The organism is Rossellomorea sp. LjRoot5 (genome assembly GCF_964253455.1).
Classification (GTDB): domain Bacteria; phylum Bacillota; class Bacilli; order Bacillales; family Bacillaceae_B; genus Rossellomorea.
This window is the reverse complement of record NZ_CAXUQN020000001.1, coordinates 1,752,326-1,765,775: the sequence shown is the minus strand read 5'-3', so window position 1 is coordinate 1,765,775 and position 13,450 is coordinate 1,752,326. Positions and strand designations below refer to the sequence as shown.

Below are 13,450 nucleotides of genomic sequence, written 5' to 3'. Positions count from 1 at the left end.
CACGAACCGAAGGGGTTACCTTTGGTTCGTGGACATTTGGATATATTATGCTTGTCGCCTCTTAGCAAAGCCCTTCTGCTTTTCTATTTGTCCAGCTACAGGGCTTAGAGGCTCGAGGTCATAAGTCAAACCTACCAAAAAGGCAAAGTACGCCTTTCCGGTATGTCCCAGAGCAAGCCCCCTCCGCTTTTCTATTCCCCAGCGACTTCTTGTATGATGGCTATTACCATTTCAGAGAGTTTGTTTAGTTCTTCTACTGGCATTCTTTCGCTTTTGGTGTGGATTTCTTCGTAGCCTACTGCCAGGTTGACGGTCGGTACTCCGAATCCGGCGATGACGTTGGCGTCGCTTCCGCCTCCGCTTGTAAGAAGCTCGCTCGGGCGACCGATTTTCTTCGCCGCACGTTTTGCCACTTCGACTACTTCGTCACCGTCTTTGAACTTGAAGCCTGGGTACATGATCTGAACTTCGACTTCTGCTTTACCGCCCATTTCTTCAGCAACGGAAGTGAAGGCAACTTTCATTTTTTCTACCTGTGCTTCCATTTTTTCAGGAACCAGTGAACGGGCTTCAGCAAGGATATCAGCTTGTTCGCATACGATATTCGTTGCTTTCCCGCCTTCGAAGCGGCCGATGTTTGCAGTCGTTTCTTCATCGATACGGCCAAGTGGCATTTTAGAGATGGCTTTCGCTGCAATCGTGATGGCAGAAACACCTTTTTCAGGAGCTACGCCTGCGTGTGCCGTTTTTCCGTAGATCGTCGCCATCACTTTTGCCTGTGTCGGTGCTGCTACGATGATGTTTCCGACTTTTCCGTCACTATCAAGGGCGAAACCGTATTTCGCTTTAACAAGTGAGGAATCAAGGGCTTTTGCTCCAACGAGACCTGATTCTTCCCCTACTGTGATGATGAACTGGATGTCACCGTGGGAAATATTGTTTTCCTTAAGGACACGCACGGATTCAAGCATAGTGGCAAGACCGGCTTTGTCATCGGCTCCCAGGATGGTTGTCCCATCTGAGTAAATATAGCCATCTTCTTTAAGAGTGGGCTTTACCCCTTTAGCAGGGACTACTGTATCCATATGGGAAGTGAAATAAATGGTATCTACCCCATCTTTATTCCCTTTTAATGTACAGATCAGGTTGCCGGCACCGTGGCCCGTTTCCCCCATCGTGTCGTCTTCGAATACCTCTACTCCAAGATCGGAGAATTTTTTTGTTAATACTTTCGCGATTTCCGCTTCTTCTTTCGTTTCAGAATCGATCTGGACCAATTCCAGGAATTCATTTAATAAACGTTCTTCATTAATCATTTAGTAACCTCCACAAATATGTATTCACATTTATAGTATAGCGTGAATAGCCGGGTTCAACAAATGGTACACCTTTTACAATGGGATATTGCCGTGCTTTTTCTTCGGACGTTCTTCCCGTTTGTTTCTCATCATTTCCAACCCTTGAATCAATTTAATCCGGGTTTCACGGGGATCGATGACATCATCCACCATTCCACGGGACGCGGCGACATATGGATTCGCGAATTTTTCACGATACTCTTCGATTTTCTGTTCCCTTAGCTCTTCAGGGTTATCGCTCGATGCAATTTCCCTGGCAAAAATGATATTTGCGGCTCCTTGAGGCCCCATGACGGCGATTTCCGCATTCGGCCAGGCAAAGACCAGATCCGCACCGATCGATTTACTATTCAGTGCCACATACGCTCCACCATACGCTTTCCTTAGAATCACGGTCATTTTAGGGACCGTCGCTTCAGAATATGCGTATAGAATCTTGGCCCCGTGACGGATGATTCCTCCGTGTTCCTGCTTGATCCCAGGGAAGAATCCCGTAACATCCTCAAACGTAATGAGAGGAATATTGAAGGAATCACAGAACCTGATGAAACGGGAGGCTTTGTCGGAAGAATCGATATCAAGACCACCCGCCATGAACTTTGGCTGATTGCATATAAGTCCGACCACTTCGCCTTTTATGCGGGCCAACCCCACAACGATGTTTTTGGCGAATTCCTTCTGAACCTCCATGAAGCTTCCTTCATCTACGATTTCATTGATGACGGTACGGACGTCATAGGGACGAATCGCATCAAATGGAATCAGGTCCGTTAAGTTGGCACGGTAATCATCGTCTTCATCCACATCCAGGCGAGGGGGCTTCTCTTCATTATTTTGAGGCAGGTATGTTAATAATCTTCGAACCTCTTGTAACACCTCTTCCTCCGTTTTCCCCCTGAAATGGGCATTTCCGCTGATGGAGTTATGAACCTTTGCCCCACCGAGATCCTCCGAGCTTATTTTTTCCCCTGTCACGGTTTCAATGACTTTAGGTCCGGTGATGAACATTTGGCTCGTCTCATCCACCATAAAGACAAAATCCGTGATGGCAGGTGAGTAAACCGCCCCACCGGCACAAGGGCCCATGATGACGGATATTTGCGGAATCACCCCTGAATAAACGGCGTTTCGATAGAAGATATGTCCATAGCCATCCAAAGAAACGACACCTTCTTGAATCCTTGCCCCGCCAGAATCATTCAATCCGATGAACGGAGCACCATTTTTGACGGCAAGATCCATCACATGGGAAATCTTCTTCGCGTGCATTTCTCCAAGTGCCCCGCCGAACACCGTGAAATCCTGGGAGAATAAGTAAATCGGTTTCCCGTTTACTTTTCCGTACCCTGTCACGACCCCGTCACCAGGGCCCTGTACCCCTTCAAGTCCAAAGTCTGAGCATCTGTGCTCGATGAATGGGTTCAACTCCACAAAGCTACCAGGATCAACCAGGATATCGATTCGTTCCCTTGCTGTCAGCTTTCCTTTTTCATGCTGCTTGTCTATTTTTTCATCTCCGCCGCCAAGCTCCACTTCTCTTCTGCGGTCGTATAATTCATTGATTTTCTCATAAATATCCATTATGATTACTCCCCTTTGATGTTGGATTTATCACAAAGCTCGTATAAAACGCCGTAGGCCGATTTCGGATGCATGAACGCAACAGATGCCCCGCCGGCACCAGGCTTTGGTATTTCGTTGATCATCCGTACCCCTTTGGTCTGGAGCTCTATGATGCGCTCCTCGATTCCTTCTACACCGAAGGCTATATGGTGAATCCCTTCACCCTTTTTTTCTATGAATGCCGCAATCGGGCTTTCTTTATGTAGTGGCTCCAGTAACTCGAGCTTAAGATTTCCACCATCCATGAATGCTACTTTGACACCTTGATTCTCAACTTCTTCGATCTTCAGTAGTGAAAGACCGAGAGTATCTTCATAAAATGCGAGAACATTGTCTATTGATGAAACTGCTATTCCGATATGTTCTACCTTTTTCATCCCTATCATCCCCCTGTTGTTTGCATGCTCCACCCATATAGTATTCCATACTTGTTGTCGAATTTCCTCCTATTGAGACGAATAATTAAAGCGTTTTCTTTTATTCCGGTGGTTGTCTTCTCTCATTATTCACGTTAAAATAGAAATGAAAATTATCTCACGCTTACGTGGAAGAATGGAGCGATACGATGGGTAATAAAAAAATGCAAAAGATCATTGTATTTGTGATGCTGTTTGCGATGATTGCATCAACGATCATGGCAGGACTGTCATTCTTATTATAAAAATAGGACCTAAAAGGAGCTGCTTTTCGAATCCATCGATTAGCAGCTCCTCTTTATTTCAGGGCCCCGTATTCTTTCCCCAACTGATTGAAGCTCTTCTTCGTTTTCACAACGAGCACCTTGGTGCCGAGGGGGGCTTTGTCAAACAAATATTCGACATTCTTATTGTGCATCCGGATACATCCATTGGAGATGTATCTCCCTATGCTCGATGGCCGGTTCGTTCCGTGGATTCCGTAGATCCTGCCATCCGTCCCTTCTGCATCAAAACCGATCCACCGGGTTCCGAGGGGGTTTCTCGGGTCCCCGCCAGGGATGTTCTTCTTACGATAGTAGGGGTCCTTGGCCTTCACTGTGACATTAAACAAACCTTCCGGAGTGAGCGCAGTCGTTTTCCCTGTAGCAACGGGAAAGGTAGCCTGTATCTTCCCGTTATCTACATACGCCAATTGATTCGTTTCCTTGTTTACGATGATAAACGGATCCCCCTGGATCGGGTTTCTGCCGAGTGGCCATATCGGGGAAGCAAACAAAATGAAGGCAAGAAGTAAACGCATCCTATCACCTTTTTCATATTTTAGGTATAGTTTGCTTCACTTTCCTCCTTTTTTATTCCTTTGAACGAGCTTTTCAGGAGGAGATACTGTTCCATTTCCTGAACAAATTGATAAAGGGCGGCACGTGTTTCAAACTCTTCCCTCGTTTTCGGCAGCTCCATCTGCTCGAATTCCACTTTCATATCGTACAGTTTTTTTAAGTAAAAGAGCGCCGTATTCCCTGGATGGATATGATTGCTCAGTTCTTCCAGGAAATCTGCGATGCGGTGGCCCTGCTCGACGGTTAACGATATATTGGTGGCTATCGGCAGGATGCGCTGAAGGATTTCAAACTGTTTCTCCCTCATTTTGAAATATAAATAGTATAAGTTCTCATCCCTTAAAAAATGATTCTCTACATCTTTAAAGGCAATCGTCTTCGCCTCTTTGAGTAATTGCTCCGTTTCCGTGATTTCCCTGCCGTCCCAGTCGCTGTCATTTGTCTTTAAATAATTGATCATTTCACAGAAAACCTTATAAAAGTTCGCTTCTATTTTTTCCTGATAATCGATCATCTTTTTATCGACGCTCGGCATATACAAGTTCATCAAGAGGGCAATCCCGATCCCGATCACGATGATCCCAAGCTCATTTTCAAAAAGGGCGAGGGTGACATGTCCCGCGGAGTATACATGAAGGATGATGACGGAACTTGTGACAATCCCTTCTTTGATGTTCAAACTAACGGTGAGTGGAATGAACACAAGAAGCAGCAAACCGATGATCGCCGGGTGATAGGCAAGGAATTCGAAAAAGGCGGCAGAAAAAACCATGGCGATCACACATGCCAAAAAACGGCTCCATGATGCATTCACCGATTTCTTCTTCGTATTCTGAATGCACAGGATCGTCAATATCCCGGCTGATACGAAATTATCCAGGTGGAACCACTGGGCGATGCTGATGGCAGCCGCGGTGCCGATTCCTGTCTTAAGTGTCCGATATCCGATTCGAAACATTCAACTTTCTCCTAACTACTTCATTTTTTAGCTACTCTAGGATACCACAAACAGTGATGAACATAAAAAGAGGGATTAACGATTTCTTCCGTTAACCCCTCACCATTATAATATTTTCTCAAGGAATCCTTTTCCCCTGTCACTTTGCGGGTTGGAGAAAAAGGCCTGCGGTTCTCCTTCTTCAATGATCTTACCATCATCGATGAAGAGGATCCTGTCCGCCACCTCTCTTGCAAAGCCCATTTCATGGGTCACGATGATCATCGTCATCCCTGTGTGAGCGAGTGATTTCATGACATCCAGAACCTCTTTCACCATTTCGGGATCAAGGGCTGACGTAGGTTCATCGAATAACATGACTTTCGGTTCCATTGCAAGTGCCCTTGCAATGGCCACACGCTGCTTCTGTCCGCCTGATAAACGGTTCGGGTATTCGTTGCACTTTTCTTTCAGACCGACTTTAGTCAGGAGGTCCGTCCCTAATTTCGCAGCTTCCCCTTTGGTCATGCCCTTCACTTTCATTGGGGCGTAAATGACATTTTCCAATGAGGTCATATGAGGAAAGAGGTGAAAATGTTGAAATACCATGCCGACGTCTTGTCTTACCTTATTGATGGCTTTCCCCTTCACAAGGGCTTCTTCAAAGTAAATCGATCCCGATGTAGGTTCTTCAAGATGATTCAAACACCGCAATAAAGTGGATTTCCCTGAACCCGATGGACCGATCAATGCGACGACTTCACCTTTCTCAACCGAGAAATCGATTCCCTTTAATAGCTGAAGCTTTCCAAACGACTTGGTTATCTGTTCTCCTTTAATCATTTCCACGCAGTCTCCCTTCCAGCACTTTCCCTAGTAAAGTCAGAATCATAACGAGCACATAATAAATCAGACCTGCGAATAAAAGCGGTTCAAAGAAGGAATACAAGTCACTTCCAACCATGTATGAACGTCTCATCACATCTGCAGCACCGATCACCGTGACGATGGCGGATTCCTTTGTAAGCGTGATGAATTCGTTCATCAACGCAGGGAGGATATTCTTGATCGCCTGAGGCAGGATCACGTCTTTCATCATCAATCGGTAAGGCACTCCAAGAGCCATCGCGGCTTCCGTTTGCCCTTTATCCACTGCATTGATCCCGGCACGGATGATTTCGGAAATATAGGCAGCTGAATTAAGGGAAAAAGCGAGGATCGCTGCGTAATACGGTTCAATCTGTGTCCCGAAAAGCTGAGGAGATCCGTAGAAGATGATCATCAGTTGAAGGACGAGGGGAGTTCCCCTGAATATCGATGTATAAAGATCCGCAAGCAGGGTTAAAGGTTTGATGGAACTAATTTTACAAAGGGCAAGAAGAATACCGAACACGAACCCGAGCACCCCTGCTAACGCGACAATTTTAAGTGTGACCTTCAATCCTTCCAAAATAAAGGGGATCGAAGGAATCAGTTGTTCAAAATCTAGTGGCATATTGATCCCCTCCAAAGTTGTAATGTCATGTAATAGGAAGGGCTAACCGGATTAGAGGTTAGCCCTTCATCGATCTACTGTTCTCCGTCAAACCATTTTTCAGCGAGTTTATCCAATTCTCCACTGTCTTTAATCTTCTTCAATGCGTCATTGAATTTACCTGTCAGCTCGCTGTCCTTTGGAAGGGCAACCGCAGAACCTGCCTCTTCTTCATTTACATTCATCGTATTTCCTTGAAGCTCGTCATTCTTGTCCAAATAACCGTTTGCCACTGTATTTTCGATGATAATGGCGTCGAAGCGTCCATTTTGAAGATCCTGGATCAGTTCAGGAATACGATCACGAGTGTCCACTTTCAGCTTGATCGATTTTGAAAGTTCTTCTGCAGCATCCTGTTGAATCGAGCCTAATTGAACTCCTACCGTTTTCCCATCCAGATCTTTCTCACTTTGAATGCCGCTTTCTTTTGTCGAGATAATCATATCTTTAGCCGTATAGTAGACATCACTGAAGTCAACATTCTTTTGTCGTTCCGGCGTAGGTGTCATGGCAGAAAGGACAAAATCCACCTGCCCCGTTTTCAGGGCGGAGATTAATCCGCTGAATTCCATATCCTTGATTTCGATTTCGTATCCCATTTCATCTGCGAGCATATTGGCAAGATCAATATCATACCCAATGATTTTGTCGCTGTGGGCCGTGTCGACATATTCAAACGGTTTATAGTCTGCCGACGTCCCCATGATCAATTTCTTTGATTCCCCGGAAGCAGGCTTGTCTTCTCCTGAGCCGCATGCTGCAAGTGTAGTAGAAAGGATTAATACTAATACGAGAGATAATAGCTTTTTCATTGTGATTCCTCCTGAGTTAGAATGTATAAATATAATATATAATGTATATTAATTACTATATTCGTATTGTAGCAGAGTTCAATATTTATGCAATACTTTTTATAAATATCGATAAATAATTATGTTTTCTGAAAATTCATATGTTGGTATTGACTATTTCAGTTGGATTAACAATAGTGGTTGGTGTATTTTATGCATGATATATGCATAATAAGTAATCCTCCAAAAATAAAAAAAACGTCAAGTTTCTCACTCTAACAGTAAGAAACTTGACGAAATTTTTTATACCTCTTCGCAATACTCATCAAAGTATGATTGAAGTTTGTTTACAACGGACATTGGATCATGTCCTTCGATCTCGTGTCTTTCAACCATCGTCAGTAGTTTTCCGTCTTTCAATAGGGCGAATGACGGTGAGGATGGCGGATAACCTGTGAAATAGCTGCGTGCTTTCGCAGTCGCTTCTTTATCCTGTCCGGCGAAAACCGTGACCAATTGATCCGGACGCTTATCGAAGTGAATGGAATGAGCGGCTGCGGGACGGGCGATTCCTCCTGCGCATCCACAAACAGAATTGACCATGACCAGTGTTGTACCTTCTTTAGAAAAAGCCTGGTCCACTTCTTCTTCTGTTGTCAATTGCGTATACCCTGCTGTCTCGATTTCTTGACGGGCCTGGCGGACAACGTCGTTCATAAATAAATTGAAATCTATATCCATGCTTGAACTCTCCTTTAATCGCTGACTTAATCATATCTCACAAAAAACAAGAGGATCTGATATACCCCTATCATAACAATTTCAAACCCTATCTTTCAATCAAAATGAACGATTCCCATCGAGTATCGCTTGTTTATATTGTGTCAACAATTCTTCCACCGCTTGGGAAGTGGTAAAATCCCCAGTTCTCACCCTGTCTTCCAGGCGGGGGAGAGATGACTTGATGTGCGGATGGAAGAAGAAGTCTGACAGTATTCTTTCTTTCAGCATCGTATGGAACCATTCCTGTTTCTGGAGAAGCCTTCTTTCCTGGAATACACCCTGTTCTTTTGTCTGATCTTCGAATTGTTGGACCACATCCCAAAGTTCCTTCAATCCCTCATTTTTCAATGCCGAACAGGTATAAGCCTTTGAACTCCAGCCTTTTGTGGCAGGAATCAGGAAGTGAAGGATTTGATTGAGCTCCCTCCTCGTCTTTTCCGCGAGAGGCTTATTCTCTCCATCTGCTTTGTTGACGAGCAACACGTCGGCAAGCTCCATGATTCCTTTTTTCATTCCCTGAAGCTCGTCTCCCGCTCCCGTAATGACGAGCAGCAGGAAGAAATCAACCATCTGTCTGACCATGACTTCACTCTGACCGACCCCAACGGTCTCTATGATGATGAGGTCATACCCTGCGGCCTCGCATAAGAGGAGGGTTTCATTGGTTTTCCGGTGGACTCCTCCAAGCGTCCCTGCCGTTGGGGAGGGCCTGACAAAGGCACGGGGATTCTTCGATAACTGCTCCATCCTCGTTTTATCGCCTAAAATGCTGCCACCTGAAATAGAGGAGCTTGGATCGATGGCGAGAACGGCAACACGGTGTCCATCGTTACACAACATCTCCCCGAATTGTTCGATAAACGTACTTTTCCCCGCTCCAGGCACACCAGTAATCCCGATCCGGAAGCTTTTACCGGTATGGGGGAGGAGTTCTTGAAGTAGCTCCTGTCCCAACGCATAATGCTCTTCCGCATTGCTCTCTATCAACGTGATGGCTTTCGCTAAGTGACTGCGGTCACCGTTCAGGACCCCACTCTTTAAGTCACTGATCGAAACGGGATCCTTTTTCTTTTTCACAAACCTCTTCTTTCGTCCCGACTGATGATCTGTCATTATTCAGCCACTTCCTCATAGCCGAGCACTTCATAAATTTCTTTGATCACTTTTTGTGCGGCTACGGGAATGATCGTTCCAGGGCCAAAGACGGCAGATGCCCCATTGGTTAAAAGGAAATCATAGTCTTTCGCTGGAATCACCCCGCCGATGACGACAAGGATGTCTTCCCTTCCAAGTTTCTTCAGTTCCGCAACTAATTGAGGCAGAAGCGTTTTATGACCGGCGGCCAATGAGCTTACCCCGATGACGTGCACATCGTTTTCAACGGCCTGAAGAGCTGTTTCTTCAGGTGTTTGGAACAATGGCCCGATATCAACGTCAAATCCAAGATCGGCAAATGCCGTGCTGATTACTTTCGCGCCCCTGTCATGGCCGTCCTGCCCCATCTTGGCAATGAGGATACGGGGTCTTCTTCCTTCGTTCTCCAGAAATTCTTCCGTCATCTCTTTCACGACGTTGATTTCCTGTTCATTTGAGAAATTCGCACTGTACACCCCGCTTATACTCCGGATCGTCGCTTTATGCCTTCCGGAAACTTTTTCTATTGCATCGGAGATTTCTCCTAAAGTGGCACGTGCCCTTGCCGCATCTACGGCTTTTTCAAGGAGGTTCCCTTCGCCTGTTTCTGCAGTTCGCGTCAAAGCTTCCAGAGTTTCAGTGACTTTATCTTCATTTCGTTCTTCTTTCAACTTCTGGATCCGTTCGATCTGCTTCTGTCTGACCACCGTATTATCGATGTCCAGTGTTTCAATCGGATCTTCTTTATCCAGACGGTATTTATTCACTCCGATGATGGACTCGTCCCCTGAATCGATCATTGCTTGTCTTCTGGCAGCAGCTTCCTCGATGCGCATCTTTGGCAGGCCCGTTTCGATTGCTTTCGTCATGCCTCCGAGTTCTTCGATTTCTTCAATATGCTCCCATGCCTTTTCCATCAGTTGATGAGTCAGTGTCTCGACATAGTGGGAACCGGCCCATGGGTCGATCACTTTCGTTATGCCTGTTTCTTCTTGAAGATAAAGCTGGGTATTGCGCGCGATACGCGCCGAAAAGTCTGTCGGCAGGGCAATCGCTTCGTCAAGGGCATTCGTATGGAGCGACTGCGTATGACCCATCGCAGCTGCATGGGCTTCGAGTAACGTACGGATGACATTATTATAAGGATCCTGTTCCGTCAAGCTCCATCCGGATGTTTGGGAATGGGTCCTGAGCGCCATCGATTTAGGATTCCGGGGGTTGAATGTCTTCATCATCTTCGCCCAAATCCTCCTGGCCGCCCTCATCTTGGCCACTTCCATGAAATAGTTCATGCCGATGGCCCAAAAGAATGAAAGTCTCGGTGCAAAGGAATCGATGTCGATCCCTGCCTGAAGTCCGGTCCTGACATACTCGAGACCATCCGCCAGCGTATAAGCAAGCTCAATATCAGCAGGTGCCCCGGCTTCTTGCATATGATACCCGGAAATGCTGATGCTGTTGAATTTCGGCATATGTTTGGATGTATACTCGAAAATATCCGCGATGATGTTCATGGACGTTTCAGGTGGATAGATGTACGTATTCCTTACCATGTATTCCTTTAAGATATCGTTCTGGATCGTACCGGAAAGCTTCTCCTTCGACACACCCTGCTCTTCTGCCGTCACGATATAAAAAGCAAGGATAGGCAGAACAGCCCCATTCATCGTCATGGAAACGGACATTTGATCAAGGGGGATCCCGTCGAACAATATCTTCATGTCCAGGATGGAATCGATGGCGACGCCCGCTTTACCAACATCCCCTACAACCCTTGGATGATCCGAGTCATATCCGCGGTGAGTCGCCAAATCAAATGCCACCGACAACCCTTTCTGCCCCATACTTAAATTTCTTCTATAAAAAGCATTGCTTTCTTCAGCGGTTGAAAATCCCGCATACTGCCTGACCGTCCAAGGACGATTCACATACATCGTCGGATACGGCCCCCTAGTGTACGGAGCGAGGCCGGGTAAATCTTCTCCATGCGAAATATTTTCCGAGTCTCTTTCTGTATATAAAGCTTTTATATCGATTTTTTCATTCGTTTCGTAGGGAGTGCCGGTAAGAGGAAGGTCCCCCGCTGCCCCCACATTCGAATACGGGTTAATTTGTTGCCAATCAGGCTTCCTCATTTTCTTTCCCCTCCTCCCAAATCGTTAATAGTGCATCAAGTTTTTCAAGTATGTTTTGTTTGTTGTAAATGGAACCGTTCAATCCCTTAAGGATCCATTCACTTCTATTTTCCTCAGGAATTCTGCCCGCCAAGTCAATCACAATGGAAGAATCAACGAGATGGACGGCTTCAGTGATCATTGAAAGTTTATGGTGATATTCTTCGTCCTTACCGCACACCACATAGTACGGATACCGGGTTTCTTCCACGAATTGCAGGATATCTTCCTTGGAGAAGCAATCCGTACTTTGATGCGTCTGAATGCCTCCCGTCGCTAAAAATCCTTTTACAAAGTCGGCACGGGGCTTATACGTTTTCAGTTCGCCTAACCCGATCAGGCCTGCAGTGGGATTATCTCCGAGTTTCTGTGCCCGCTCTCTTACTCTTTCAAAAGGAAGAGAGAGCCGTTCTCCCGCTGCTAGAGAAATCGGAAGGGTCTCTTCCAGATTTGCATAGATGTTCGTCCCGATCATGGAGTTCTTCCGGGTGGCCAGGTCCTTGATGCGGGCGTCCCTTACTACTCTTATCTTCTCTTCTATCGATCCATTAGCAAGGAGGGCAAGGATCCCACCCTCTTTATCAACCTGCTGGAATTCTTTCCATGCACGCTTTCCTACTTCATCTGAAAGCCACTCTACATAATAAGAACCGCCACCAGGGTCCAGGACCTTATTCAAATGGGCTTCTTCCCCCAGGACAAGTTGAGTGTTTCTGGCAATCCTTTCAGCAAGGGGAGTCACTTCGCCGCTCACCTCATTGAACGGGGCTACGACAAGATAATCGACCCCTGCGAGGATAGCAGAGAATGCTTCCCCACCTCCGCGTAAAATGTTGACATAGGAATCAAGGGCCGATTTGTTGAATCGGGAGGTCTCTGCACTGATGCTGATGGATTTTACGATACTTTGTTCATTCAAGCCGTAAGAGGTTAAGACTCCCTGCCACAGTTTCTTAAATGCCCTGATTTTCGCGATTTCCATAAAGAAATGACTTCCTATTGAAAAATGGAAGTGTAAGGTTTGGGCAGCCTTCTCGATTTCCCACCCTCTATCCTGAACAGCCTCCAAATAAGCAACGCCTTCACTCAGTGCATAAGCAAGCTCCTGTGTCCCACTTGCTCCCTTATTATGATAGGGAGCTGAATTCACAATCAGGTCTTTAACCCCTGTCAGATCCATAGTCGATCCTTCGACAACATTCAGCCACCGTTCCAATCTGCTTTCATCGTTCCATCCTTCCTCTGAGATGGGGTCGTATCCAATAACGCCTGTTGTCTCCATCTTCTCCGGAATGTCCTTCATACCATGGATGGCTATTGATGTAGCCTGATCAATCGAAAAAACAGGAGCATCAAATTCTCCCATATCGTTCATGAATGGCACGAGGTCCTGAGCCTTGTCCAGGTCCCCAATGGAAAACGACAGACAGTTTTGCCCCCGGGACAATGCATCCCTCACGGCTGCTGAGAGTTCTCCCCAGGATTCCCTTTTGATTGGCTGGGCAATGTACCATTTATGAGTTCGTTCCAATTTGTCATCAATATTCGGGATATAATCTTTCACCCTATCAATTTGAGGTGCGTCTTCCGCTAAAAATAATGGTTTAAGATCAATATTTTCATATGTGCTTGTATGTAAGGAACTTATTCCCTTCCCCTTTAACGCTTTTTCAGCAGCTTCCTGCCATTCTGACAGTGTATGACGACTGAATGATTGACTTTTCATATCACTAAGCTTCATAATACCCCTCTTCCGCAAATCATTTTTGTAATCGTTTACATAACGTTTCATAAAAATTCTTCTAAATAAACAAGCGTCCCCTTTGAAAATTCAAAATGTTTATACTAATACTATTTT

Annotated in this window: 13 protein-coding genes; 1 reads left to right on the top strand and 12 read right to left on the bottom strand. The window is 45.7% G+C overall.

The window, feature by feature from the left end:
- Positions 1–191: 191 nt before the first annotated feature.
- From ACSQ2E_RS08970 to mce, 3 genes are all read right to left on the bottom strand, one after another.
- Positions 192–1,316 (bottom strand): tripeptidase T, encoded by a 1,125-nt coding sequence (locus tag ACSQ2E_RS08970; RefSeq protein WP_435990213.1) that lies wholly within the window; start codon positions 1,314–1,316, stop codon positions 192–194.
- Between the two features lie 75 nt (positions 1,317–1,391).
- A complete protein-coding gene (locus ACSQ2E_RS08965) occupies positions 1,392–2,939 on the bottom strand; it encodes an acyl-CoA carboxylase subunit beta (protein ID WP_435990212.1) in 1,548 nt (515 codons plus the stop codon).
- 5 nt (positions 2,940–2,944) lie between these two features.
- On the bottom strand, positions 2,945–3,358 hold the full coding sequence (gene mce / locus ACSQ2E_RS08960; RefSeq protein ID WP_435990211.1) for a methylmalonyl-CoA epimerase: 414 nt from the start codon (positions 3,356–3,358) through the stop codon (positions 2,945–2,947).
- Between the two features lie 188 nt (positions 3,359–3,546).
- On the opposite strand from mce, the gene prli42 reads away from it, so the two are divergent.
- Positions 3,547–3,642, top strand: coding sequence for a stressosome-associated protein Prli42 (gene prli42 / locus ACSQ2E_RS08955; RefSeq protein WP_156029987.1), 96 nt, complete (start codon positions 3,547–3,549; stop codon positions 3,640–3,642).
- Positions 3,643–3,695: 53 nt separating this feature from the next.
- Here the strand turns inward: prli42 and ACSQ2E_RS08950 are convergent, their stop codons facing one another.
- The 9 genes from ACSQ2E_RS08950 to ACSQ2E_RS08910 form a co-directional block, all read right to left on the bottom strand.
- Entirely contained in the window at positions 3,696–4,199 is a 504-nt protein-coding gene (locus tag ACSQ2E_RS08950) for a L,D-transpeptidase (RefSeq protein ID WP_435990210.1), read from the bottom strand.
- A 20-nt stretch (positions 4,200–4,219) separates the two neighbouring features.
- Entirely contained in the window at positions 4,220–5,197 is a 978-nt protein-coding gene (locus tag ACSQ2E_RS08945; RefSeq protein ID WP_435990209.1) for an aromatic acid exporter family protein, read from the bottom strand.
- 105 nt (positions 5,198–5,302) lie between these two features.
- Positions 5,303–6,019 (bottom strand): amino acid ABC transporter ATP-binding protein, encoded by a 717-nt coding sequence (locus ACSQ2E_RS08940; protein ID WP_435990208.1) that lies wholly within the window; start codon positions 6,017–6,019, stop codon positions 5,303–5,305.
- Positions 6,012–6,671 (bottom strand): amino acid ABC transporter permease, encoded by a 660-nt coding sequence (locus ACSQ2E_RS08935; RefSeq protein WP_435990207.1) that lies wholly within the window; start codon positions 6,669–6,671, stop codon positions 6,012–6,014. Before ACSQ2E_RS08935 ends, ACSQ2E_RS08940 begins: the two co-directional genes overlap by 8 nt.
- A gap of 74 nt (positions 6,672–6,745) precedes the next feature.
- A complete protein-coding gene (locus ACSQ2E_RS08930; protein ID WP_435990206.1) occupies positions 6,746–7,522 on the bottom strand; it encodes a transporter substrate-binding domain-containing protein in 777 nt (258 codons plus the stop codon).
- A 282-nt stretch (positions 7,523–7,804) separates the two neighbouring features.
- Positions 7,805–8,242, bottom strand: coding sequence for a BrxA/BrxB family bacilliredoxin (locus ACSQ2E_RS08925; RefSeq protein WP_034758093.1), 438 nt, complete (start codon positions 8,240–8,242; stop codon positions 7,805–7,807).
- A 99-nt stretch (positions 8,243–8,341) separates the two neighbouring features.
- A complete protein-coding gene (meaB, locus tag ACSQ2E_RS08920) occupies positions 8,342–9,397 on the bottom strand; it encodes a methylmalonyl Co-A mutase-associated GTPase MeaB (RefSeq protein ID WP_435990205.1) in 1,056 nt (351 codons plus the stop codon).
- Positions 9,397–11,553, bottom strand: coding sequence for a methylmalonyl-CoA mutase (gene scpA / locus ACSQ2E_RS08915; protein WP_435990204.1), 2,157 nt, complete (start codon positions 11,551–11,553; stop codon positions 9,397–9,399). The genes meaB and scpA overlap by 1 nt, the downstream gene beginning before the upstream one ends.
- Positions 11,540–13,333 (bottom strand): methylmalonyl-CoA mutase family protein, encoded by a 1,794-nt coding sequence (locus tag ACSQ2E_RS08910; RefSeq protein WP_435990203.1) that lies wholly within the window; start codon positions 13,331–13,333, stop codon positions 11,540–11,542. Before ACSQ2E_RS08910 ends, scpA begins: the two co-directional genes overlap by 14 nt.
- Between the last annotated feature and the right edge of the window lie 117 nt (positions 13,334–13,450).